24 protein-coding genes are annotated in these 22,955 nt (G+C 56.9%); 17 read left to right on the top strand and 7 right to left on the bottom strand.

The features are described 5' to 3' along the window. Nucleotides 1–16: 16 nt before the first annotated feature. The 3 genes from INR77_RS00920 to INR77_RS00910 all read right to left on the bottom strand — a co-directional run bounded on the left by INR77_RS00920 (nt 17) and on the right by INR77_RS00910 (nt 2,189). The gene (locus INR77_RS00920) at nt 17–553 is read right to left on the bottom strand and encodes a biopolymer transporter ExbD (RefSeq protein ID WP_223072099.1); all 537 of its coding nucleotides are present in this window, start codon (nt 551–553) and stop codon (nt 17–19) included. A gap of 130 nt (nt 554–683) precedes the next feature. Further along, nucleotides 684–1,448, bottom strand: a complete 765-nt coding sequence (locus INR77_RS00915) for a MotA/TolQ/ExbB proton channel family protein (RefSeq protein ID WP_223072098.1) — start codon at nt 1,446–1,448, stop codon at nt 684–686. A 75-nt stretch (nt 1,449–1,523) separates the two neighbouring features. Further along, nucleotides 1,524–2,189: an energy transducer TonB gene (locus INR77_RS00910; protein ID WP_223072097.1), complete on the bottom strand. Its 666-nt coding sequence runs from the start codon at nt 2,187–2,189 to the stop codon at nt 1,524–1,526. 511 nt (nt 2,190–2,700) lie between these two features. Between INR77_RS00910 and INR77_RS00905 the strand changes: the two genes are divergently transcribed. Continuing rightward, the gene (locus tag INR77_RS00905) at nt 2,701–3,549 is read left to right on the top strand and encodes a hypothetical protein (protein ID WP_255573844.1); all 849 of its coding nucleotides are present in this window, start codon (nt 2,701–2,703) and stop codon (nt 3,547–3,549) included. 84 nt (nt 3,550–3,633) lie between these two features. Then, the gene (locus INR77_RS00900; RefSeq protein WP_223072096.1) at nt 3,634–4,971 is read left to right on the top strand and encodes a homoserine dehydrogenase; all 1,338 of its coding nucleotides are present in this window, start codon (nt 3,634–3,636) and stop codon (nt 4,969–4,971) included. Nucleotides 4,972–4,973: 2 nt separating this feature from the next. Here the strand turns inward: INR77_RS00900 and INR77_RS00895 are convergent, their stop codons facing one another. Together INR77_RS00895 and INR77_RS00890 are read right to left on the bottom strand one after the other, a co-directional pair. Beyond that, nucleotides 4,974–5,450 (bottom strand): hypothetical protein, encoded by a 477-nt coding sequence (locus INR77_RS00895; RefSeq protein ID WP_223072095.1) that lies wholly within the window; start codon nt 5,448–5,450, stop codon nt 4,974–4,976. 5 nt (nt 5,451–5,455) lie between these two features. Then, on the bottom strand, nt 5,456–6,043 hold the full coding sequence (locus tag INR77_RS00890; RefSeq protein ID WP_223072094.1) for a hypothetical protein: 588 nt from the start codon (nt 6,041–6,043) through the stop codon (nt 5,456–5,458). Between the two features lie 95 nt (nt 6,044–6,138). Here INR77_RS00890 and glpX point away from each other — a divergent pair, with 95 nt between their 5' ends. From glpX to INR77_RS00865, 5 genes are all read left to right on the top strand, one after another. After that, nucleotides 6,139–7,188 carry a class II fructose-bisphosphatase gene (glpX, locus tag INR77_RS00885; RefSeq protein ID WP_223072093.1) on the top strand — a complete coding sequence of 350 codons (1,050 nt, stop codon included), beginning with the start codon at nt 6,139–6,141 and terminating at the stop codon, nt 7,186–7,188. A 126-nt stretch (nt 7,189–7,314) separates the two neighbouring features. Next, nucleotides 7,315–7,596 (top strand): Blp family class II bacteriocin, encoded by a 282-nt coding sequence (locus INR77_RS00880; protein WP_223072092.1) that lies wholly within the window; start codon nt 7,315–7,317, stop codon nt 7,594–7,596. 68 nt (nt 7,597–7,664) lie between these two features. Then, nucleotides 7,665–7,994, top strand: coding sequence for a hypothetical protein (locus INR77_RS00875; RefSeq protein ID WP_223072091.1), 330 nt, complete (start codon nt 7,665–7,667; stop codon nt 7,992–7,994). A 508-nt stretch (nt 7,995–8,502) separates the two neighbouring features. Continuing rightward, nucleotides 8,503–9,438 (top strand): ribose-phosphate pyrophosphokinase, encoded by a 936-nt coding sequence (locus INR77_RS00870; protein WP_223072090.1) that lies wholly within the window; start codon nt 8,503–8,505, stop codon nt 9,436–9,438. Further along, a complete protein-coding gene (locus tag INR77_RS00865) occupies nt 9,438–9,797 on the top strand; it encodes a ribose-phosphate pyrophosphokinase (RefSeq protein WP_223072089.1) in 360 nt (119 codons plus the stop codon). Before INR77_RS00870 ends, INR77_RS00865 begins: the two co-directional genes overlap by 1 nt. Here INR77_RS00865 and INR77_RS00860 read toward each other — a convergent pair. Continuing rightward, the gene (locus INR77_RS00860) at nt 9,779–10,681 is read right to left on the bottom strand and encodes an alpha/beta fold hydrolase (protein WP_223072088.1); all 903 of its coding nucleotides are present in this window, start codon (nt 10,679–10,681) and stop codon (nt 9,779–9,781) included. The two genes, INR77_RS00865 and INR77_RS00860, sit on opposite strands and share 19 nt — an antisense overlap. A 152-nt stretch (nt 10,682–10,833) precedes the next feature. On the opposite strand from INR77_RS00860, the gene INR77_RS00855 reads away from it, so the two are divergent. Then, a complete protein-coding gene (locus INR77_RS00855) occupies nt 10,834–11,712 on the top strand; it encodes an inositol monophosphatase family protein (RefSeq protein ID WP_223072087.1) in 879 nt (292 codons plus the stop codon). A 180-nt stretch (nt 11,713–11,892) separates the two neighbouring features. On the opposite strand, the gene INR77_RS00850 is transcribed toward INR77_RS00855, so the two are convergent. Further along, on the bottom strand, nt 11,893–13,038 hold the full coding sequence (locus INR77_RS00850) for a hypothetical protein (protein WP_223072086.1): 1,146 nt from the start codon (nt 13,036–13,038) through the stop codon (nt 11,893–11,895). Nucleotides 13,039–13,562: 524 nt separating this feature from the next. On the opposite strand from INR77_RS00850, the gene INR77_RS00845 reads away from it, so the two are divergent. The 9 genes from INR77_RS00845 (at nt 13,563) to INR77_RS00805 (ending at nt 22,948) form a co-directional block, all read left to right on the top strand. Beyond that, the gene (locus INR77_RS00845) at nt 13,563–13,994 is read left to right on the top strand and encodes a gamma-glutamylcyclotransferase (protein WP_223072085.1); all 432 of its coding nucleotides are present in this window, start codon (nt 13,563–13,565) and stop codon (nt 13,992–13,994) included. Nucleotides 13,995–14,308: 314 nt separating this feature from the next. Continuing rightward, the gene (gene rpmI, locus INR77_RS00840) at nt 14,309–14,512 is read left to right on the top strand and encodes a 50S ribosomal protein L35 (RefSeq protein ID WP_223072084.1); all 204 of its coding nucleotides are present in this window, start codon (nt 14,309–14,311) and stop codon (nt 14,510–14,512) included. A gap of 22 nt (nt 14,513–14,534) precedes the next feature. Then, nucleotides 14,535–14,894: a 50S ribosomal protein L20 gene (rplT, locus tag INR77_RS00835; RefSeq protein WP_223072083.1), complete on the top strand. Its 360-nt coding sequence runs from the start codon at nt 14,535–14,537 to the stop codon at nt 14,892–14,894. Nucleotides 14,895–15,049: 155 nt separating this feature from the next. Further along, on the top strand, nt 15,050–15,994 hold the full coding sequence (locus tag INR77_RS00830) for an AraC family transcriptional regulator (RefSeq protein WP_223072082.1): 945 nt from the start codon (nt 15,050–15,052) through the stop codon (nt 15,992–15,994). Nucleotides 15,995–16,014: 20 nt separating this feature from the next. Then, entirely contained in the window at nt 16,015–16,905 is an 891-nt protein-coding gene (locus INR77_RS00825) for an AraC family transcriptional regulator (protein ID WP_223072081.1), read from the top strand. 78 nt (nt 16,906–16,983) lie between these two features. Then, on the top strand, nt 16,984–18,084 hold the full coding sequence (gene pheS / locus INR77_RS00820; protein ID WP_223072080.1) for a phenylalanine--tRNA ligase subunit alpha: 1,101 nt from the start codon (nt 16,984–16,986) through the stop codon (nt 18,082–18,084). After that, nucleotides 18,081–20,501, top strand: a complete 2,421-nt coding sequence (gene pheT / locus INR77_RS00815; protein WP_223072079.1) for a phenylalanine--tRNA ligase subunit beta — start codon at nt 18,081–18,083, stop codon at nt 20,499–20,501. The genes pheS and pheT overlap by 4 nt, the downstream gene beginning before the upstream one ends. Nucleotides 20,502–20,521: 20 nt before the next feature. Next, a complete protein-coding gene (locus tag INR77_RS00810; protein WP_223072078.1) occupies nt 20,522–22,042 on the top strand; it encodes a peptide chain release factor 3 in 1,521 nt (506 codons plus the stop codon). A 36-nt stretch (nt 22,043–22,078) separates the two neighbouring features. After that, nucleotides 22,079–22,948 (top strand): alpha/beta fold hydrolase, encoded by an 870-nt coding sequence (locus INR77_RS00805; protein ID WP_223072077.1) that lies wholly within the window; start codon nt 22,079–22,081, stop codon nt 22,946–22,948. The last annotated feature ends 7 nt before the right edge of the window (nt 22,949–22,955 follow it).

Below are 22,955 nucleotides of genomic sequence, written 5' to 3'. Positions count from 1 at the left end.
CTCCTTATTCTAGCCGTTAGCCGTTTGGATCGACCGGGTTGGAAATGAACCCAACCGTCGGATAGCCAGCAGCTTGAATGTTGTAGATAGCTCCAGCGACACAGCGCCATGGAGCGTTCTTGTCGGCACGGATGTGAACCTGTGGGATCTTCTCGGGATCATCCATGATCGCATCAACGCCGCCGGCTGCCTGCACGATCTTGTCCAGGCGTTCAAACGCGGCATTGTAGAGCTCTTCAGACGTCATCGGAGTGATGTTGTTGAAGTACACCCGACATTCGCCAGAACGCGTCGCACCCTGGAAACCGCTGCGGATTGTGCCCGCGGTGTTGCCGGCTGCGTCGGTCGTGCTGACGGTGAGCTGGAGGTTTTCAACCTTATTCTTCGATTCGCGCGATTCGAAGATTGGAATTTCCAGCCGCTCGATCGTTTGGATCGCCACCGGAACCGCGATCAAGAAGATGATCAGGAGAACCAGCATCACGTCCACCAGCGGCGTGGTGTTGATGTCGGACATTGGGGTATCGCCCCCGCCTCCCATCGAAATCGCCATTGTGAATTCCTTATTTGCTCAAAAAGAGCGTTTCTCAAAACCGACATCTGAGGTTTCAGATGTCCCTGCGAAAGCGGTGTTTGCAGCCTCGGGAAGACTTTTCAGTATGTTCCCGAGGCTGAATGCAAACTTACTTCTTCGCAGGTGCAGCTGGAGCTGGCTTCTTCGCAGGAGCAGCAGCAGCAGCCGTAGGCTTAATCGTGCCGTTTGAGCCGATGTAAGAAACGATGTTGTTCGAGAAATCGGTCATCAAAGCGTCGATGCGACGGTTGCGCGATTGCAGCCAGTTAAACGCAAGCACAGCAGGCACAGCCACAAGCAGACCAATAGCGGTCATGATGAGCGCCTCACCAACCGGGCCGGCAACTTTATCGATCGAAGCAGAACCTTCGATACCGATGTTGATCAGCGCGCGGTAAATACCGATCACGGTACCGAGCAGACCGATAAACGGAGCGGTAGCACCAACCGATGCGAGGAACGAAAGACCGCCTGAAAGCGCTTGGTTGATGGTGTTTTGCGAGTGAGCGAGTTCTTCTTCAACGAAGTGGATCTCGTTGCCTGCGCCTTCCATTTTGCTGTGGTGATCCTGTGCGGTCACAGCATCGTCTGCAAGCTGGCGCCATGCTGAGTTTTTCTCAAGCTTGGTTGCGCCTTCCTTAAGCGACGCCGCACGCCAGAACGAGGTTTGAACGCTCTTGTACTGACGCATCACTTTGGCTTGCTCAAAGTATTTGGTGAACAGGATGTAGAACGAGCCCACTGACATGATGATCATGACAGCAAGGATCGACCAGGCGACGGGGCCGCCTTCTTCCATGGCTTTCCAGAAGCCGAACTCGTTGACGGGTGCTTCAGTGTCGGCAGCCGCCGCAGCAAGATAATAAAGGTTCATTGCGAGTAATCCTCTTGAGATAATTTTATGACCCTTGGCGAGATTGTCCCCTCGCGCCAAGGCCCATGGATTGCATTAGTTCAGTCGATAAGTGATCCGGGTCGAGAACGAGCCTGTGGTCGGGTTACCAGCGTCATCAAGAGCTGGATTGAAGCGACCATAACGCTCCACACCCTTACAGGCTGCGTCATCGAGAATGCTTGAGCCGCTTGACGAGGTGACCTGGCAGCCGGTTGCACGGCCATCCGGGGTTACAGTCACGCGAACACCAACAGTGCCCTCGATTTCCTCACGCAGGGCGCGTGATGGATAGTTCTCTTGAATCCTGCCTGCCCAACGGTTTTGACCGCGCGGACTTGCACCACGTGCCTGTGAAGGCGGCGGCGGCGGAGCCACAGGAGCCGGAGGTGGAATCACCAGGACCGGAGGAGCAGGCGGCGGCGGTTTCGGCGTCGTCTGAATAGGTGGCGGTGCCGGCGAGATATTGATCGGCGGCGGCGGTGCTACCGGCGGAGGTGGCGGTGCATTCTCCGGCGGTGGTGGTGGCTCGTCGGGTTCTTCCGGCGGGGGTGGTGGTTCCTCAATATCAACCGTCGTAACGCGCTCGATCGCTTGGACCGCCTTGCTGATAGTCAGACCCATTGCCATGCCGATAAGGGCAAGGGCAACAAATCCTACGGCGAAGATGAGCCCGACCATTTTTGCTGGCGTCAGCTTATTTGATTGGTCAGCGTAGGACATGCAGTCGCTTTCACTCCATACTCAATGTCGAACCGGGGAGCTCGACACACATTTTCACATCAGGGCCAAATCAAGCAAACGCCGAATCGCAACCGAAGAAGCCACACAACGCACTCAACCAGACCCGGGCTGTGACTCCCAGAATCTTGAACTTCCGATTGGTCAGATTTCTCTCACACGACGCCAAGTACTCAGCTATCCGGCAACCCGGCCCAGTAACCCGGCAAGGCGTTCGCGAATTTCGTCCCAATCGACTGCCCGCAACAAATCCAAAATGGACCGAAACGAAGCAGCGCTCTCCACGTGCTGACTTTGTCCCCAACCTCAACACGAGCAACGTCCATTAACGGGCAACACCTAGGCAATCAAACGCTTTATCCATTCAGGGGTGATTCATTGCGATAGGTTTGCAATAAGAAGACCCGCAAAAGCTTGCGGAAAAAACACATGAGGACCCTCGATGGTTAGGCGCGTTAACACAAATTTAACATTTAATTTCAGCAGGCTGGCTATGATCGGCAGCGCTGTTATGGGGATCGGATTTTTGGCCCAGCCAGCCTTTTCTCAAACCCCTGTCCCAGAAATGATCAATGCGACCGACAGGGCCACTTATGTGGATTTGGTCGATCTGGCGGAGCGTTCGGACATGGTTATTCGCGCTCAGATTCGCCGCCAAATCCGATTGGAACCTGAAAGAGCCCCCGGATTAGCCCCCGGTTTTGCAAGGCTTTACATGGAGGCGCGCACGCTTTCGCTGATCGCAGGGGCGGCGGCGGTGGGCGAATCGCTCACTTTTCTTGTTGACGTGCCGCTCGATTCGAAAGGTAAGCCGCAAAAATATAAAAAGCGCGAGGTGCTGCTGTTTGCTGACCGGGTGGAAGGCAGGCCGGGCTCTGTGCGCCTGACTGGCAAACAGGCGATGCTTGATTACACGCCTGCATTCGAAGCGCGGCTGCGCCCGATTTTGACTGAGCTTGCCTCTGGTGATGTGCCTCCAAAGGTTGAAGGCATCGGTGATGCGCTGGCTGTGCCGGGCACGCTTGTCGGCGAATCCGAGACACAGATTTTTGTCCAAACCAAGGATCGCTCACCGGTTTCGATCACCGTGCTTCGCCGTCCGGGGCAGGCGCCGCAATGGGGTGTGTCGTGGGGCGAAATCATCGATTCGGCGGCGCGCGCGCCGGCCCCTCAAACGCTGCGCTGGTATCGCCTCGCCTGCTCACTGCCCGACCGCCTGCCTTCAAGCGCCAATCTCGCGCGCGATCCAGCAGCGCGGCGATTGGCAGAGGAAGATTACCTTTATGTACGCAAAGAGCTTGGCCCGTGCACCCGCGCGATAACCGAGCCTGTTCAGTCTTAGGGGTGCAATCTCCCTTGACGTGAGAGTGCTGAACCCTAAGCGAGTGCGCCTTATTGGGATCATTACACATTCGGGAGCACCCCCTTGGGCACCACTGCATCATCTTCAAGCCCTTTGCGCATCGGCCTTGCTGGCCTTGGCACCGTTGGTGCGGGCGTTATTCGCCTGCTCCAGTCCAATGGCGATTTGATCGCAGGCCGTGCAGGCCGACCCATTGAAGTGACCGCGGTCAGTGCGCGTGAACGCGGCAAGGATCGCGGCGTCGATATCAGCGGCTTTGCGTGGGAAGACGATATGACCGCGCTTGCCGCCCGCGATGATGTGGATGTGGTGGTCGAGCTTGTCGGGGGTTCCGATGGCCCGGCCCTGACGCTGTCACGCGCAGCGTTTAACGGTGGGAAAAGCCTCGTCACCGCGAATAAGGCGATGATCGCTCATCACGGGATGGAGCTTGCTCGCCAAGCAGAAGCGGGCGGCCACGCGCTCAAATTCGAAGCAGCGGTGGCTGGCGGTATTCCGGTGGTCAAGGGCCTTCGCGAAGGGGCGAGCGCGAATGAATTGACGCGCGTTTATGGCATCCTCAACGGCACCTGCAATTATATCCTCACCACGATGGAGGCGACCGGCGCAGACTTTGGCGAGACGCTCGCCGAGGCGCAGGCGCTTGGCTACGCCGAGGCGGACCCGACTTTTGATATTGAGGGCGTGGACGCAGCGCATAAGCTTGCCATCCTTGCCACGATCGGCTTCGGGGTCGAATTGGATTTTGCCAATGTCGATACCGTCGGCATCGTACAGGTGCGCGCCGCTGACATCGCTCAGGCCGATGCGCTCGGCTTTGTTATCCGCCTGATTGGCGAGGCTGACGTTCAGAACGACGCCGATGGGCCAAAGTTGCTTCAGCGTGTGCGCCCTTGCCTTGTTGCAAAAGATCACCCTCTTGCCCCTGTCGATGGCCCGACCAATGCCGTGGTGGCAGAGGGCAATTATGTTGGCCGTCTGCTGTTCCAGGGCGCGGGCGCTGGCGATGGTCCGACCGCAAGCGCGGTTGTGGCTGACCTTATTGATATTGCACGCGGCGATGTGGGAACGCCATTTTCCGCGCCTGTGGATGCTCTGGCGAAGCTTGCCCCTGCTGAGCCCGGTGGCCGCATGGGTCGCGCTTATCTGCGCTTTACAGTCAATGATCGCCCCGGCGTGCTGGCCGAGATCACTGCTGCCATGCGCGATGCCGATGTCTCGATTGAAAGCCTTATTCAGCTGGGCCTGCAAAAAGCGGGCGGTGGAAGCGACGATAATGAAGTGCTGGTTGCCATGGTCACGCACGAAGGGCCAGAGGCCAATGTCGGCAAAGCTTTGGCGCTGCTCGATGGTTCAGACAGCCTAACAGGCGAACCGCTGGTCCTGCCGATTATGGCTTGAGCCTAGTTTTTTAGCGAGAGCCCCTTGGCTATTCTGTCTGCGTCCGAGCCGGGAGGAGCTTCGGGCAAAGCTTCTAGGTCAACCATAAGCGGCTGCTCGCCCGGTTCGCCTGTGGGCACGGTGACGATGATGGCAATAAGCGATCCCTCTGTCGGCAATTTGAGGCCAGACCCGTCCACATCGGGCGCGATGGGTCCAATGGTGCGTCTGCCCACCGCCTCTTGCACTCGCTGTGGATCATAATAGCCATCACTTTCCTCGCCCAAGGAGCGGCACACAACGATTTCGCCAGCGATGCGCGCGGCATCGGCTTGTTCGTCACACTCTTCGCTTGATGCGGGGGAGGACGAGGGAAGGGTCAGGTCAATGACCACCGGCGGATCCATGGCGGCCTGTTCGCCCGTCTCCTGCGGCTCTTGTGCCAAGGCGGCGGGGCCGATTGAGGCAACCATGCTCCAAAAGGCGAGCGCTGCCTTCAATGTACCTATTGTCCCGGCAAATCGGGCGCATCGAGCCCGGCTGCGCGGCGGCGGCGCTGGATTTCTTCAGGGGTTAGGTCTTCATCTTGCCCCAGTGCTGGCAGTCCGCGCGCAATACGGTCCGCGTCTGAACCTGCGGGTGCCTCTGGCAGCGCTTCGACATCAATCATCAACACCGCTTCGGGGGCAGAGCCCAGCGTGATGGAATGGGCAAGGTCGCGCATCCCTGAAACATTCACCGGCTTATCGCCCTGCGTTCGCTCGGCATAGCCGCGCTCGAATTCTTCGCGATCATAAGACCCATCGCTGGCCTCGCCCAATTGGCGGCACACGACGATTTCACCCTGAACCCGGCCGACGTCGTTTTCGCGCTCGCATTGCTCTTCGACCAGAGCATCGGGATCGCGCGGAACCGTGACGGATAAATCGAGCCCTCCACCAAAAGGACGCGGCGGTCCTTTGGCGCTCCCGGCCTCATCTTCATCATCAGACTGTGATGTCACACCCCCTTCATCTTGCGCGGTCAAAGGAGCGCCAAGGGTGGACACACACAAAACCGCTGCGAGAAAGCGCGCAATTGGTGAGTTATGCATAGGAATGCTCGACAAGCGTGTATCCTCGTGGCTAAGCGCTCTGGCGACAATCAAAGGCCCCGGCCCTTCATGGGCGCATAAGGACTGAATTCTCGATGAACACTACCGAAACGACTTCCGACCTTGGCACAGATGTACTGGCCGCAAAAGACCAAGCTGACGAAAATGCGATCGACCGCGTGCTCGTGCTGGAAATGGTGCGCGTGACCGAAGCAGCTGCGGTGGCGGCGGCGCAATTGATCGGGCGCGGCGATGAAAAGGCCGCGGACGCAGCGGCGGTTGAGGCCATGCGCCGCGCATTCGACACGCTCTACATGGACGGCACGGTGGTCATCGGTGAGGGCGAGCGCGACGAAGCGCCCATGCTCTATATCGGAGAAAAGGTTGGCGGTGCGCCGGGTAAGGGGCCCAGGATCGACATCGCGCTTGATCCGTTGGAAGGGACCACAATTACCGCAAAGGCTGGTCCGAATGCGCTAGCGGTTCTTGCCGCTTCGGAAGAAGGCGGGCTTTTGAATGCACCTGATGTTTACATGGATAAACTCGCCGTTGGGCCGGGCCTTCCCGCCGATGTGATCGATCTTGCCAAAACGCCGACGCAGAATGTCGAGGCGGTTGCAGCGGCCAAGGGCATTGAGCCGTCCGAGATAAACGTTTGCGTCCTTGACCGCCCGCGCCATGCCGACCTTATCGCAGAGCTGCGCGAAATCGGTTGCGGCGTGCACTTGATCGGTGATGGCGATGTCGCAGGCGTGATTGCCGTGACCGATCAGGACACCACCATCGACATCTACATGGGCCAAGGCGGCGCACCCGAAGGCGTTCTTGCAGCTGCGGCCCTGCGCTGTGTCGGCGGCCAGTTCAACGGTCGTCTTGTCTTCCGCAACGACGATGAAAAAGCGCGCGCCAAAAAATGGGGCATCACGGACCTCAACAAAATCTACAAGCTTGAAGAGCTGGCGAAATCGGATTGTATTTTCGCTGCAACAGGCGTGACCGATGGCTCGCTTCTCGACGGGGTGAAAAAGCGCAAGAAGTCCACCGGCGCAACGATCATGACCACCGATAGCGTGGTGATGCGCGCATCATCGGGAACAGTGCGCTGGATCAGGGGCGAACACCGGATTGCTCCGCACCGGGGGTGAGCGTTAGGGTAGGACGTAGCGCGGCAATTTCTCTCTTAAAGATTCAAAGACCGATCAGATAGTACATCGCAACTATAGAATTGGCCAACGTAATATTGGAAAGAACCTTCTTGATCGACAAGTATCGTGTCGGTTCAATTAGGAAGGAAAAAGATTAATACACTAAGTCTTGATAGTAGTTCGCGCGCGACCTCAATCAAAACGCTGGGACTTGATGAACTGGATGCTGTTTCTGGGGGCGATTTGACCTTACAGGAAGCCGGAGGAGTTCTCATGGCAGTAGGCGCTTCCGGAGCTGGTGTTGGCGTTGTAACTGGTCAACCCCAAATTGTGGCGGGAAGCGCGGTAATCGGAGCACTTGGCGGCGGGCTTTATCTCATCGGTGAAGCTTGGGTTGTCAACAGCTGACAATCCTGTCTGAGTGGGTCGTCTGGCTCGGACTGGTCGTCCCACTCAGCCTTGCACGAGACATAAAAATGACAAACTATTTCGATTTCCTCAGCCAGCGTCTGTCGCTTGCGAACGGCACCGGTAAAGCAGCTTACTATCTTCTCTTGGTAGTCACACCATTCATTGGCGGCATAGTTCTTGGTGGGTTGTACGGCGGTAGCCAATTGGGGCAACTTCAAATTCCTGCCTACTCTTACATCGGGTTTTTTATTGTGCTGCTTGTCTTCCAAGCGGTAAATATGCGTCCGGCGGGCCTTGAAGCGAGAAGGCATTATAAATTGCCCGCAGCATTGGGCTTATGGGTTGTAAATGTGCTCGTTCTGGCGGCGGTAGTCGCCCTGCTGATCACAAACTGATGCGCTTCGTTTAGCTTTCTCCGAAAGCCAGAAATAGCTGTTCGCCGATGTATGTGCCCAGGCTGAAAAGAATGGGTGCTGCCACAATTGCCGCTAGTAAAAGGACTGGCCAGCTCACTTGAACGCCCTTCGCATCAGTGCGGGTGGAATGCGCCATGTAAATCTCTCCCAATTTTAACACTGGCTTGTCGCTCTCCACAAGATGTGGAATTGATGGTGTGGATTTACGGTCGCGTATAAGTAATCAGCCAGTTGCACTATGTACATTAGAAAACTGTTCTTGGCTTAGGCAAGGGCTTTCGCTCTATGTGATATTCACATTCGCCTGCCGTTTGACGAAATAGCCGCCAACGGGCAATCATAATATTTGCGTTGCGCGCTTTCATAAATTGCGCCCCATTCCGCCATCGGCGCGTGAGAAACTGAGGGCAAACACCCCTTCGCGTGTTGCAATTCAATGACGCTTCATTAGGCGGGGTGCAAAGCTCCTAAACAGGGATTCGCGTCCATGAAGATCATGTCCGGCAATTCTAACCTGCCGCTCGCCCGGGCGATTGCCGCCTATCTCGAAGTGCCGTTGACCGATGCAAGCGTGCGCCGGTTCGCCGATGAAGAGATCTTCGTCGAAATCCATGAAAATGTGCGTGGTCAGGATATGTTTCTGGTGCAGTCGACCGGCTATCCCGCCAATGACAATTTGATGGAGCTGTTGATCTGCATCGATGCGCTTAAGCGCGCGTCGGCTCGTCGGATCACTGCGGTCGTGCCGTACTTTGGCTATGCCCGCCAGGACAGGAAACCCGGCCCGCGCACGCCCATCTCGGCAAAGCTGGTTGCCAACCTTATCACCGAAGCGGGCGCGGACCGCGTTCTGGCGGTGGATTTGCACGCTGGCCAGATTCAGGGCTTCTTCGATATTCCGACCGACAATCTGTATGCAGCGCCCGTCATGGCCGCCGATATTCAGGCGCGTTACGGCGATCAGGATTTGATGGTTATCTCACCCGACGTGGGCGGCGTTGTGCGCGCACGCGCACTGGCCAAGCGTCTCGACAATGCGCCTCTCGCCATCGTCGATAAACGCCGTGATCGCCCTGGTGAATCGGAAGTGATGAATATCATCGGCGACGTTTCTGGTCGCCATTGTATCCTTATCGATGACATCGTCGATTCAGGCGGCACGCTATGCAACGCGGCCGAGGCTCTGCTTGAAAATGGCGCGAAATCGGTGACCGCTTACATCACCCACGGCGTTTTGTCGGGCGGTGCGGTGGCGCGCATCGATGGCTCCAAACTGAAAGAGCTGGTGATCTCCGATTCGATCCAACTGACCGAAGCAGCGGAAAAATCAGACAAAATCCGTGCGCTTCCCATTGCTCCGCTGGTAGGCGAAGCGATCCGCCGGATTGCCGACGAAAGCTCGGTCAGCAGCCTGTTTGATTGATGTTTGATCCCGGCGAGGTCCGGGAAATTCTCAAGGGCGCGGCGCGTGCTGGTAATGCGCTTACCTATTCGCAGATGCTCGGGCTCCTCGGCTACGGTTTTACACGGCCAAAGATGCGTGCATTGTGCAAGGTGCTCGACGCCCATGACGAGGATGCGCGTATCGCGGGCGAACCGGGGCTTGCGGTGCTTGTCGTTCGCCAGTCAGACGGCTTGCCGGGCCAAGGCTGGTTCGTCAGCCGCTCCCACCTATCCGATGAAATGCAAGGCGAGTGGCCGCTTGATTGGGAAGGTGTCGAGGCCAAGAACTACGTCGCCCTCCATCAGAAGATTGCCTTCGATTATTGGAGGGCGCCTTGATCTGCGACGTTCATCCAGACGGGAAGCTTCCTCATAATGTCCACCTTCTGGTCACCCTCCTCATTCACCAACACATGATTTGCGCCGGGCACGATTTCGAGAACCACCTTACGGCTGCTGTCACGGGACAATGCTTCGGCAGCGACGCGTGCTGAGGCAAGAGGTACACTCTCATCCTTTTCACCATGTACGAAAAGGACGCGCTGCTTGGAGGCAAGCAGATGCGGCAGGGGATCGAAATCGAGCATACTCGTCAAATAGAGATGAGGCATTCCCATAAAGCGCTCATCGATACTTTTCGGGGTGATTTCCACGTTCGCAAGAGCGGCGGTGAGTTCGTCCTCCCTCCCTCTTTGGCGGGCAAGAATTGAAAGCTCTTCACGAAACGTCATTGCGCCTGCGCCGATGATGATGAGGTTGGGGATCTGCGGGTTCGCTACAGCTACGGGTGCCGAGACAACCCCGCCTTCGGATACACCTACAATTGCTACAAACTCGCCGCCAAACTGGGCTTTTACAGCCGTCAGAGCCGCTCCGTTTCGCGCGATCAGTTGATCTATAGTGTTGGAGCGGTGAAACTGATCAGAGCAATTCGCGCCCGTGTTCATCGCGTCAACACCCGACTTTTGTAGCGCATAAATTCGGTAGCCTTCGGGTAGCCCTGTGAAGTAGCGTTTCAGGAAGAAGCGAAGCGATGCGCATCCCGAACCTGATATGAAAAAAATGGCCTGTGAAGGTGAGGGGCCAGTATCGAAACTATAAAGTTCCAATTCGCCAAAGCCTTCAGATTGGACCATCACCTTTTGCGGAGGCGAAAGCACCGCGCTGCCCAGATATCCCAACCCCGCGCATCCGTTGACGGAAAGCGATGCGATTACCAACATGCACAACCGATAGAACACCGCCCAAACTCCCGAACATCTGACTAGGGCTGCCTTATGAATCGGCAGGTGAAGCTATTGTGAACATGGCACTTTTCCGAACAGATATCCTTTGGGCTTGACGTAGGCAGGCGTAGTACAGAAAGCGTTCGCCCATGACTCCAGCCGATCTCGAATTCGCCAACCGCCTCGCCGATGCAGCCGGTTCCGTCATCCGTCCGCTGTTTCGCGGTGATGCGAAGGGTGATTGGGCGGCGGAAACAAAGGCCGATGCCTCCGCTGTGACCGAGGCCGATCGCGCTGCCGAGGCGGTCATGCGCAAGATGATCGAGGAAGAGCGCCCCGATGACGGCATTATCGGCGAAGAATATGGCACAAGCAACGAAAGCGCAGGGCGGCAATGGGTGCTCGATCCGATTGACGGCACGCAAAGCTTCGTCGCGGGCCGCGCGATATTCGGGACTTTGATTGCCCTGATGCAGGACGGCTGGCCCGTACTCGGAATTATCGACCAGCCGGTGCAGCGCGAACGCTGGGCAGGCCGCGTGGGCGATGGCACGACGCTGAATGGCAAGCCTGTCAAAACCCGCCCCTGTCGCGGGGTTGAAGGGATGAGCATGGCGACCACTTCACCCCACTGCTTCAGCGCGGATGAGGCCGATGCGTGGCTGAATGTCGTCACCAATGCTTATCCCAAAAAGCCGTGGCCGATCTACGGCGGCGATTGCTACAATTACGCGATGCTGGCGAGCGGCCATATCGACTTAGTGATGGAGACAGGGCTCAAGCTTCACGACTACGCTGCACTCGTCCCCGTGGTCGAAGGCGCAGGCGGAGTGATGAGCGACTGGCAAGGCAACCCGCTTGACGCCGATAGCGACGGGACCGTGATTGCTCTGGGCGATCCGGCGCGGATTGAGGATGTCCTTGCTGCTATGGGTTCAAGCGAGCTTGCGCCCAATGTGAAGCAATCGAACGACAGCTCGATCTTGCCGAGCTCAGGGGGCTTGAGCTTTCCTTTGGGTGAGGATTGATGCCCTTACCTCGCCAGCGATCATAGCAGATGTGCGGCTACCCCTCGCTCCGCTCCAAAAGCCGCCATTCCGCTTACGACCCAATTGTGGACATGCTGGAAAGCCTCGATTTGTGAGATAACAGACGTCGGATTGGGCGGTAAGCTGATTGGACGTTTGCGCTTCAGCTAGGCTGTCTTATCAGCGTTGCGAGAGGTCATAGAAAGCCAAACTGCCATATGCGGCAATCCACATTTGATCTCCGCCTCGCGTAAAGCCGAAACTTGAGGTGAAACACCCGTTGCAGGAGGGTGAAAAGCGCTGCAGGATGCGACCGTCATTCATTGATAGCAGCGCAATCATCTGACGGCGGCCTTCTGATGGTAGAGCTATCAGGGCAAATTCACCCGTTGGACTAATCACAGCACCACCAAAGGTGTTCCACGCTTCGCGCGCGGTCGCCTCAACTTTCCAAAGAGTGTCACCAGTCTCAGTATCGACGAGCGCAGCAATAGTGTCTTTGACCGGCGTAACTTCTGGCAAAGGAGGGCAATCTTGAAAGCACTCTATGTGAATTACTCCTTCAGGCTGCAAAGGACGCCATACTAGCGCATGCGCACCGTCAGGGCTGAGTTCGGAATGAGCAGGGGAGAACCCAAATGGCGCTGGCATTTCAACAGGCGTTTGTCCTTGTGTCCAAGTCAGCCATGCGGCGGGCAGAAAGCGCCTATCGTTTGACCATGCCATCGCATCCTGCCCATACGTACGATCAACAACCCGCGGGAACTGTAACAAGGTCCGTATGCGACCGTCGGGCAATTGAACGGATGCAGAGCTAAAGTAGTTAAAATCATGGTTGGAAGCCGCACGTTGTTGAAGTACTTCGGCGTCATCGATCACAATTGTATCGAGCACTTTCCCAGCTGGTACATCGATCATCGCCAATGTTGGTGAGATATCTCCCCGCATTGGCCGGTAGTAGCTTCCTTTTGTGCCGAACTTGGCGACTGCAAGACCATCACCGCCAACCCAGTCTATGCCGTCTAACGGACCCGCTTGGTGCTGAGGCGGCGCAAAGCGCTCTACCCTGCCTTCTTCATCGATGAGTATGGGTGTGAGACCACTTAGCGCCCAGCCCGCCGGTTCTTGAACTTCTTGTTCAATTGACCAAAGTGTTGATCCATCGCTGCTCCAAGCAATTGCATCCTCGCTATATCGTTGGCCAAAATCGCGGAACGTCACCCGGTTGAACAACCTAGAGCCGAGGCCGGACTCCAGGTTGATCAAATCGAGCAAATTCTCTCGACCGTTAACCCAAAAAGCCATGGATTTTGCGTCAGGCGACATAACGACGGTTGCCCAAAGCCCATATCCCGGAACCGTCACACAGGTCACTTTTCTCAGGCTGGCAGGACCAGAGTTGAGCGGCTCCGCATCTATCTGGGACTCTTCTTGGCAAGGTGTAACAGACGGTCCCGCTAGCTCTCTTGGCTCGGAACTCGTAGAGATTGAAACTTGTGGAAGCGCGGCCGGTTCTTGGGTCACTTCGTTCAAGTAAACGTAAGCGACAGAGGCAGCGATCACCAAGAACAAGATCAAAATACTACGACGCATAGCTAATTACAGTAGCAAGAGTTTGTTAGCGTCCCCTTAAGTTGACGAAAGAGGGCCGTCGAGCGAGTGACTTGTCTGCCTAACATACGACTATTTCGCAGTACCTCCCTTACTTGCTATGACTGGTTTGCTGCACATGATCCTATGATCAGGCATTCCGCTTCCACCCCCAGATGCGGTCATAAACGCACTATGCCTTTCTGTCCGAAAGCCGTCATATTTGGACAGGCTCCAACTGTGCGGATACCACTGTGACCATGACCCAGCCAACTCACCTGTTCTTCTACGGCGTCCTTCAAGAAGGCCTCGGCCCCGACGGCGGCGATTGGCCGTTTCTGAAAGGCCTTGGCATGGGAGCGCCGGCCACCACGCAAGGGGCGCTTTATGCGATTGCCCATGAAGGCGAGTGGTTTCCTGCGCTTATCCTGACGCAGGCGCGCTATTCCACGATTGTTCACGGCACAATCTATGAGGCGAGCCATGTGGACATGGGGCCAGTCGATGAGTTCGAGGGGGAAAGCTACACCCGCCGGGGCGTGCCCGTTGATGGCTGGGACGGATACGGTGAGACGATGGCGGATGCTTACATCTGGACCGATGATCTGCCCGAAGGAGCCGAGCCAATTGCGAGCGGCAACTTTGCGCAGTGGCTCACCGAAACAGAGCGCAAGGCGTACTCCGGAGGATAGGGCACACGAGGGTTCCTACATTTTCCTACATTGTGGGGGCGCGCTAAAAACGCTGAAATGACCTCGCGCCGCCCCAAATCTTTGAAAAATCGTATTTATCGGCGTTTGGGCGAACAAAGATTTTCCGCCCCTGAACAGTGTCTCAAGTGTCTCAAATGTCCAACATTCGCTTCGGGCCGCAAACGCGCCGAATCGCTTGCATTGCGCGGCAAAATCGCTATGTGACGCGCCTCACTGACACGAATTTGCGAGTCCGGCCTGGCGACAAGGGCTGCCAGGGCTGGTCCAACGTGTCTCTATTGAAGGAGATAAAAATGCCCAAGCTTAAGACCAAAAGCGGTGTGAAGAAGCGCTTCAAAATCACCGCAACTGGCAAGGTTAAGCACGGCGTTGCTGGTAAACGCCACCGTTTGATCAGCCACAATGCAAAGTACATCCGTCAAAATCGTGGCACCACCGTTGCTGCTGATCCTGACGCGAAGACGGTCAAGAAATGGGCGCCTTACGGCCTCGATTGATCGGTTAGTCAGGAGATAAGATATGCCACGCATTAAACGCGGCGTTACCACGCGCCAAAAGCACAAGCGTCTTTTAGAGCAGGCCAAGGGTTACCGCGGCCGTCGTAAAAATACGATCCGCATCGCCCGTCAAGCGGTCGAAAAGGCAGGCCAATACGCTTACCGCGACCGCAAGGTTAAGAAGCGCAATTTCCGCGCTCTGTGGATCCAGCGTATCAACGCAGCAGTGCGCGCTGAAGGCCTCACCTATTCACAGTTCATGCACGGCGTGAAACTGGCCGGGATCGAGCTTGACCGTAAAGTCATGGCTGATCTTGCCATGCACGAAGAAGCGGCGTTCAAAACGATCATCGCTCAAGCTAAGCAAGCGCTTCCAGCGTAAGCCAGTGCCAGCCGAATAATCGGCGGCATACAGAAACAACCAAGGGGCCCGGCGCGGGAAAAGCGCCGAGGCCCCTTTGTTCGTCAGTGAAGGAGTTTGAAAGAGCGCTGTCTGGGCACTTGTAGTTATACGACAATTGCGACACATAGCTTTCTATGGGTGCAGAAGAACAATTCAGACCTGTCGGCAAAGCGGCGGCCGATGCCCTGGGCACACCGCGCCAATCTGTAAGAGCCGTCTTCCATGCTCCTCCCGAACAGTTCGCTGGATGTTTCACGACGTTCTATCAGCTGAAGCTCGATGTGGCAGATGGCGGGGAGGTTGAGGATTACCTTCAGCCCGAATGGGCGAACCTGCGCTTTTTTGGCGGTTCGTGTCCGACTTCGCGCATTGGTGATCAAGTGATCTCGGGCGCGCGGTTCGGGGTGACCGGGCCAAGCTCGCTTTCGTGCCACTTCCGGCTCGGTACGTCGCGAATGTGGGGCATCGGGCTCTTGCCGCTGGGTTGGGCGCGGCTGATCGGCGCAGATGCGTTTGGCTACCGCAACGCGCTGCTTGACGGGACGAAGGATGCAAACTTTGCCAAGTTTGATTGTTTGTCCGATCTCCTGTGCAATCCGGAGGCTGATGAAGAGGAGCAATTGGCCGAGATCATCAAGGTGATGGAGCAATTTATGCGTCCCTCGCGCGATGATGCCAAGATTGTTCGCGTTCATGATGCGCTGGTGAGCGGAGAACATCTGGCGGTCGCGGATCTGGCCGATTCCTGCGGCATGAGCATCCGCACGCTGGAACGCGTGTGCCGACGCTATTTCGGCTTTACGCCCAAGCGGCTGATGCGGCGCCAACGCTTCACGCGGACGCTGGCCGCCTTTATGTTGCAGCGCGGTTCGCTATGGACTCAATCGATGGACGAAGAGTATCACGATCAGGCCCAATTCACCCGTGAGTTCAGCGAGTTCATGACGATGACGCCGAGCAAATATGCAAGCCTTGATCACCCGATCCTTGCCTCCTTTATCGAAGCGCGCGCCCGCATTTGGGGCAGCGCCGCGCAGGCGCTTGATACACCCACTCAATCGAGCGGCTCTGGCGACTGAGACAGGCATAGCAAACGGAAATGCACGCGCAGTCAGGAAGCTCTGTCACGATCCGCTTCGCTTTGCCGAGCGCAAGGCTAAAGCCTTATGTGACGACCTACTATTACACCGAAGTCGTTGCGCGGCCGGATGAACCATTTGTCGAGGATCGCCTGCATCCAGAATGGGCAAACCTGCGTTTTGTGGGTCAGGGGCGCGCTCAATGCTCAATTGGTGATGCGCCGTTTGAGGAGGTGCCCGAATTTAGCGTTGTTGGTCCTACCGCCTGTTCCCCTTGCTTTCGCATGGGCTCAGGCAGGAGCTGGGGCATTGGCCTGTTGCCGCTTGGCTGGGCCGCGCTGTTCGCGGCGCGCGCGAGTGACTATGCGGACCGGGTGGTCGATGGTCTGAGCGATCCAGCTTTCGCGGCATTCAGGCCGCTGGCTAATGCCCTTGCACAAAGCAGCGGCGACTTTGCAGAAGAGCTTGCCCTGATCGAGACGCATATGGAGGCGATCGCTCTGCGTCAGACCACCGATATGCCTGCAATTCAAAGGGTCAGCAGCGCCCTTGTCGATCCGACAATAGCTATGGTGAGCGAGCTTGCAGACCGCGCAGGGATGAACATCCGTTCGCTTGAGCGGCTTTCGAAGCGTGGATTTGGCTTCACGCCCAAACTCCTGCTTCGTCGTCAGCGTTTCTTGCGCAGCCTTGCCCAATTTATGCTCGACCCATCTTTAAAATGGCTCAGCACTCTAGATGAACAATACCACGATCAGGCGCATTTCGTTCGTGATTTCAAGCGGTTTATGGGTATGGGGCCGAGCGAATATGCGAAGCTGGACAAGCCCATTTTGATGGCCGCAGCGCAGGCGAGGATGGCGATTGCGGGCGAGGCGGTGCAAGCGCTCCACAACCCCGATCGCACTTAATCGCGCCACTCCTGCAAACGCGCTTTGCATCGCTGCGCAAATCTCGCTAGCGGACGCGGCTTAGTGAAAGCAGATTTGATGACCGAACTGACAGATCAAAAAGAAGCCGCCCTTGCGGCAATTGAGGCGAGCGCGACTCTCGATGCGCTCGAAGAACAGCGCGTGGCAGCGCTCGGCAAAAAAGGCTGGGTGAGCCTGGCGCTTAAAACGCTTGGGACGATGAGCCCCGAAGAGCGCAAGGATGCAGCTCCCGCGATTCAGGCTGTGCGCGGGGAAGTCGCCTCTGCCCTCGAAGCCAAAAAGGCTCAGCTTGAAGCATCTGTTCTCGAAGCGCAGCTGGCAGCCGAGACGATTGATCTTACGCTCCCTGCGCCAAATCAGCCCAAAGGCTCGATCCACCCGGTTAGTCAGGTGATGGATGAGCTGGCCGAAATTTTCGCGGACCTTGGCTTTTCGGTTGCGACTGGTCCGGAGATTGAGGACGATTGGCACAATTTTACCGCGCTCAACATGGATGAAAGCCACCCAGCGCGCGCGATGCACGATACGTTCTACTTCCCGGATAAGGCGGCGGACGGTGCCTCCATGCTGCTGCGCACGCACACATCGCCTGTGCAGATCCGGTCGATGAAAGCGCAAGGCGCGCCCATTCGCCTGATCGCGCCGGGCCGTGTGTACCGCTCTGATTCAGACGCGACCCACACGCCAATGTTCCACCAGGTCGAAGGGCTTGTCGTGGATGAGGACATTCACCTCGGCCACCTTAAATGGACGCTCGAGACCTTTTTCAAAGCGTTCTTCGAGCGCGAGGACATCGTCCTGCGTCTTCGCCCTTCCTACTTCCCCTTCACCGAACCATCGGTCGAAGTCGATGTGGGCTATTCCAACGAAGGCGACCGCCGCGTCGTTGGCGGTCATGGCGATGATGATGGCCACGACTGGATGGAATTGGGCGGCAGCGGCATGGTCAATCGCCGCGTCCTCGAATTCGCAGGGATTGATGCCGATAAATATCAAGGGTTCGCCTTTGGCCTCGGTATCGACCGCATTGCTATGCTGAAATACGGGATGAACGATTTGCGCGCTTTCTTCGACGGTGATCCGCGCTGGCTCGCTCACTATGGCTTCTCGCCATATGATCAGCCGACGCTTTCCGCTGGTGTGGGAGTGCGACCATGAAATTCTCGATCACATGGTTGAAAGACCACCTAGAAACCGAAGCGAGCCTTCAGGAAATCCTCGATGCGCTGAACGCGATCGGGCTTGAGGTTGAGGGGGTCGAAGACCCTTCTGAAAGTCTCGCTGGCTTTCGTGTCGCTCACGTTCTGACAGCAGAAAAGCACCCGGATGCGGACAAGCTGCAAGTGCTCAGCGTCGATACCGGCGAAGGTGATCCGGTGCAGGTGGTTTGCGGCGCGCCAAATGCGCGTGCCGGGATGAAAGGCGTTTTGGGCCTTCCCGGCGCAGTGGTGCCATCAAACGGGATGGAACTGCGCAAAACGGCCATCCGCGGTGTCGAAAGCACCGGCATGATGTGTTCTGCGCGCGAACTTGATCTGGGCGAAGATCACGACGGCATCATCGAACTGCCAGATGATGCAACCGTGGGTCACAGCTTTGCCGATTATCAAGGCTCTTCTCCGATTATTGACGTCGCAATCACGCCCAACCGCCCCGATTGCATGGGTGTTTACGGTATCGCGCGCGATCTGGCGGCAGCGGGCCTTGGGACTTTAAAGCCAATCGCGGTTCCCTCCTTTGAGGCGGCTGGAGAATGCCCGGTCGAAATTCGCACCGATGATCCCGACGGTTGCCCCGCATTTTATGGCCGCGTGATCAAAGGCGTTAAAAACGGTCCATCACCCGATTGGCTGCAACAGCGGTTGAAGTCGGCTGGACAAAAGCCAATTTCGCTTCTGGTTGACCTTACCAACTATCTCATGCTTGCCTTTGGGCGGCCTGCCCACGTCTATGACCTTGCGAAGCTTGAAGGTTCGATCTGCGCTCGCAAAGCCAAAGCGGGGGAAGAACTGCTCGCTTTGAACGAGAAGACCTACACGCTCGATGACACCATGACCGCGATTGCCGATGAGGCGAAAGTTGTTGGTATTGGCGGCATTATGGGCGGTGAGGAAACCGGGGTGCAGGAGGACAGCACCGATATTCTGCTCGAAATCGCATTCTTTGACCCAGCCGCTACTGGCGTGACGGGCCGCAAACTTGGCCTTGCGACCGATGCGCGCACCCGGTTTGAGCGCGGCGTTGATCCAGAGTTTCTGGACGAGGGGCTTGACCTGCTGACAGGCCTCATCGTTGAGCTTGCTGGCGGAATACCCAGCGAGGTGAAGCGTGCAGGCTCTCCGCCAAGCGAGGCGAAGGTCGTCGCGTTTGACACTGGCCTGACAAAGCGTCTTGGCGGTGTCGATGTCGCTGAAGATGAGCAGCGCTCTATCCTTGAAAAGCTGGGCTTCAACGTGGCGGACCCCGGATCAAGTCCGGGGCAGGCGTGGGAAGTCACCTGCCCGCTGCGCCGCAATGACATCGAAGGGCCCGCCGATCTGGTTGAAGAGGTCGTGCGCATTTATGGCCTCGATAAGGTCGAAAGCGTCGCTCTGCCGCGCGTTGATGGCGTCGCACGCCCCACGGCCAGCCCGCAGCAGATGCTTGAGCGCAAGTTGCGCCGGGCAGCGGCTGGAAGCGGGCTTGATGAAGCGATCACTTGGTCGTTCCTCCCTGAAAATGTTGCTGAACACTTCACCGCCACGGATGACCTTTGGAAGCTGAGCAATCCGATTAGCGAGGACATGAAAGTCATGCGTCCCTCGCTTATTCCGGGGCTTCTGCTTGCGGCGAAACGCAATGCCGACCGCGGCGCAGGCGCGACCCGCGTTTTCGAACTTGGTCGCCGTTATTTCAAAGGGAAGGGTGGTGCGAGCGATGAGCGCGCGACACTTGGCGTAGTTTTGGCTGGCGAAAAGACAGAGCGCGGCTGGGTCAATGGCAAGGCGACGAGTTTTGATGCCTATGACGCAAAAGCGGCAGCTATCACTCTGCTCGAAGCAGCGGGCGCTCCAACCGCACGGTTGATGGTCATGGGTGAGGCAGGAGACCAGTTCCATCCCGGCCAATCGGCCACCTTGCGCCTTGGCCCCAAGAACGTGCTCGCCCGATTCGGAATGATCCATCCCGCAACGCTTAAGGCGTTTGATATGGATGGCCCCGTCGCTGCGGTGGAGCTGTTCCTTGATGCGATCCCTGCGAAGAAAGCGAGCAAGGGTCCGGTTAGCTTTGCCCGGCCAAGCTTCACACCGCCTGCCCTGCAAGCGGTGACACGCGATTTTGCGTTTCTGGTGCCAGCTGATTTGGCCGCCGAGGATCTGCTCAAAACGGTACGCGGGTCGGACAAGACCAACATCACAGCCGCGCGCGTGTTCGACGTGTTCACTGGCGAAGGTGTTCCAGATGGCAAGAAATCCATCGCGATCGAAGTGACGCTTCAACCGCAGGAAAAGAGCTTTAAGGACAAGGACCTCAAAGCAATCGCGGACAATGTCGTTGCGGCGGCGGCCAAAGTGGGAGCTGAGCTGAGGGGATAACCCAAACGCGCTACATTCTCATGTCCAACAGACGCACATTCGCGATCATTTCGCACCCTGACGCTGGTAAGACGACGCTTACTGAAAAGCTCCTCCTGCAAGGGGGGGCAATCCACCTTGCCGGTGAGGTCAAGGCGCGCGGGGACCAACGGCGTGCGCGCTCTGACTGGATGAAAATCGAGCAGCAGCGCGGGATTTCGGTGACTTCGTCGGTGATGACGTTTGAGCGGGATGGCGTCACTTTCAACCTGCTCGACACACCGGGGCACGAGGATTTCTCTGAAGACACTTATCGCACGCTGACCGCCGTAGACTCAGCTGTTATGGTCATTGATGCGGCCAAAGGTATTGAGCCTCAAACGCGCAAATTGTTCGAGGTATGCCGCCTTCGCTCGGTTCCGATCATTACCTTCGTCAATAAGGTCGACCGCGAGGGCCGACCCGTGTTTGAGCTGCTGGACGAGATCGCAGATATGCTTGCGCTCGATGTGTCGCCGCAAATGTATCCGGTTGGTATGGGCGGAGAGTTTAAAGGTATTCTCGACTTCGCAAGTGGGGACGTGGTTGTGCCTGAAGGCCCATCGCGCGAGTTTAAGGGCAAGCGGGTTGCAGACTTCGACCTGCCCGAAGACACAGCCGAGAATGTCGAATTGGCGCAGATCGGTTATCCCGAATTTGACCTTGAAGCCTATCGCAATGGCGATCTCACGCCTGTCTATTTCGGTTCAGCGCTCAAGAATTTCGGCGTGACAGAGCTGATCGAAGCCATCGCCAATTTTGCGCCCCCACCGCGCTCTCAACCCGCAGGCCAAGTGCAGGTCGAACCTGACCATGATGAAGTCACTGGCTTTATCTTCAAGGTTCAAGCGAACATGGATCCCAACCATCGCGACCGCATTGCCTTCATGCGTCAGGTGTCGGGCACGTTTAAACGCGGCATGAAACTGACGCCATCAGGGCTGGGTAAACCGATCGCTATCCACTCACCAATCCTGTTTTTTGCTCAGGATCGCGAAATTGCCGACACCGCAGAAGCAGGTGATATAATCGGTATTCCCAACCACGGCACGCTGCGGGTCGGCGATACGCTTTCGGAAAAGAACCAGCTTCGTTTTACAGGGCTGCCAAATTTTGCGCCGGAAATCCTGCGCCGGGTTCAACTCAAGGACCCCACCAAGACAAAGCAATTGCGCAAGGCCCTCGACGATCTCTCTGAAGAAGGCGTGATCCAGGTCTTCTACCCAGAGATCGGCGCGCAGCACATCGTGGGCGTCGTCGGCCAGCTGCAATTGGACGTGCTCATCTCGCGGCTTTCAGCCGAATATAAAGTCGAAGCGGCTCTGGAAGCCTCGCCCTTTGCCACCGCTCGATGGTTGAAAGGTGATGCGAAGGCTCTCAATGAATTTGAAAGCTTCAACCGCGCCAATCTCGCACGCGACCGTGATGGCGATCTCGTCTTCATGGCCAAGAGCCCATGGGACGTGAACTATCAGGTTGAAAAGAACCCCGAGCTTACCTTCTCCGCGACTAAGGAAAGGTAGCTTGCGAGAGAGAGCGGTTCGCGGCATTGGGGTCACATGACCCAAACAGGCCCCACTTCGCAAAGCTTCATCTCTCAGCGCCTCAAATTAAATTACGTCGATTGGGGCAACGAAGAGGCACCGCCATTGGTGTTGGTGCATGGTGGTCGTGATCATGCGCGAAGCTGGGATTGGACGGCTGAAGAACTTGCTAGGGACTATCACGTCGTTGCCATGGATCACCGCGGCCACGGTGACAGCGATTGGGTTTCCGATGGTAACTACACTGCCAATGACATGGTCTATGACTTGGCTCAGCTTGTGCACCAACTTGGCCGGGGCCCAGTGACCATCGTCTCGCACTCAATGGGTGGCAATGTCGCGCTGCGATATACCGCCATGTTCCCTGATATGGTGACCAAGCTGGTCGCTATCGAGGGGCTTGGTCCGTCGCCCAAGCGCAAGGAAGAAGAGCGCGAAACACCTTATCCAAAGCGTATGCGCGAATGGATTGAGAAAAAGCGCAAGGCCGCGGGGCGGACACCACGCAAGTATGAAAGCATCGAAGCTGCATTTGCCCGGATGATTGAGGAAAACTCCTACCTCACCAAGGAACAAGCCCGTCACCTCACCATCCATGGTGTCAATCGCAACGAAGACGGGACTTATAGCTGGAAGTTCGATCCGCACCTCAACGTATGGCAGGTTGAGGACGTTGCCGATCAATTCATGGAAGAAATGTGGGGGGCGATCTCTTGCCCGACGCTTCTTCTTTATGGAGAGAAAAGTTGGGCCTCTAATCCAGAGAAAGACGGTCGGCTCAAGCACTTCAACACCGCCAGCGTGATCGAATTTGAAAATGCCGGCCACTGGCTGCACCACGATCAGTTCGACCGCTTTATGGGCGTTTTGCGTGACTTTCTGTAGAGTTTAG

This window comes from Erythrobacter sp. SCSIO 43205 (genome assembly GCF_019904235.1).
Taxonomy (GTDB): Bacteria; Pseudomonadota; Alphaproteobacteria; order Sphingomonadales; family Sphingomonadaceae; genus Erythrobacter.
Note: the sequence above shows the minus strand (reverse complement) of the source record. Positions and strands in the feature narration are given on the sequence as shown.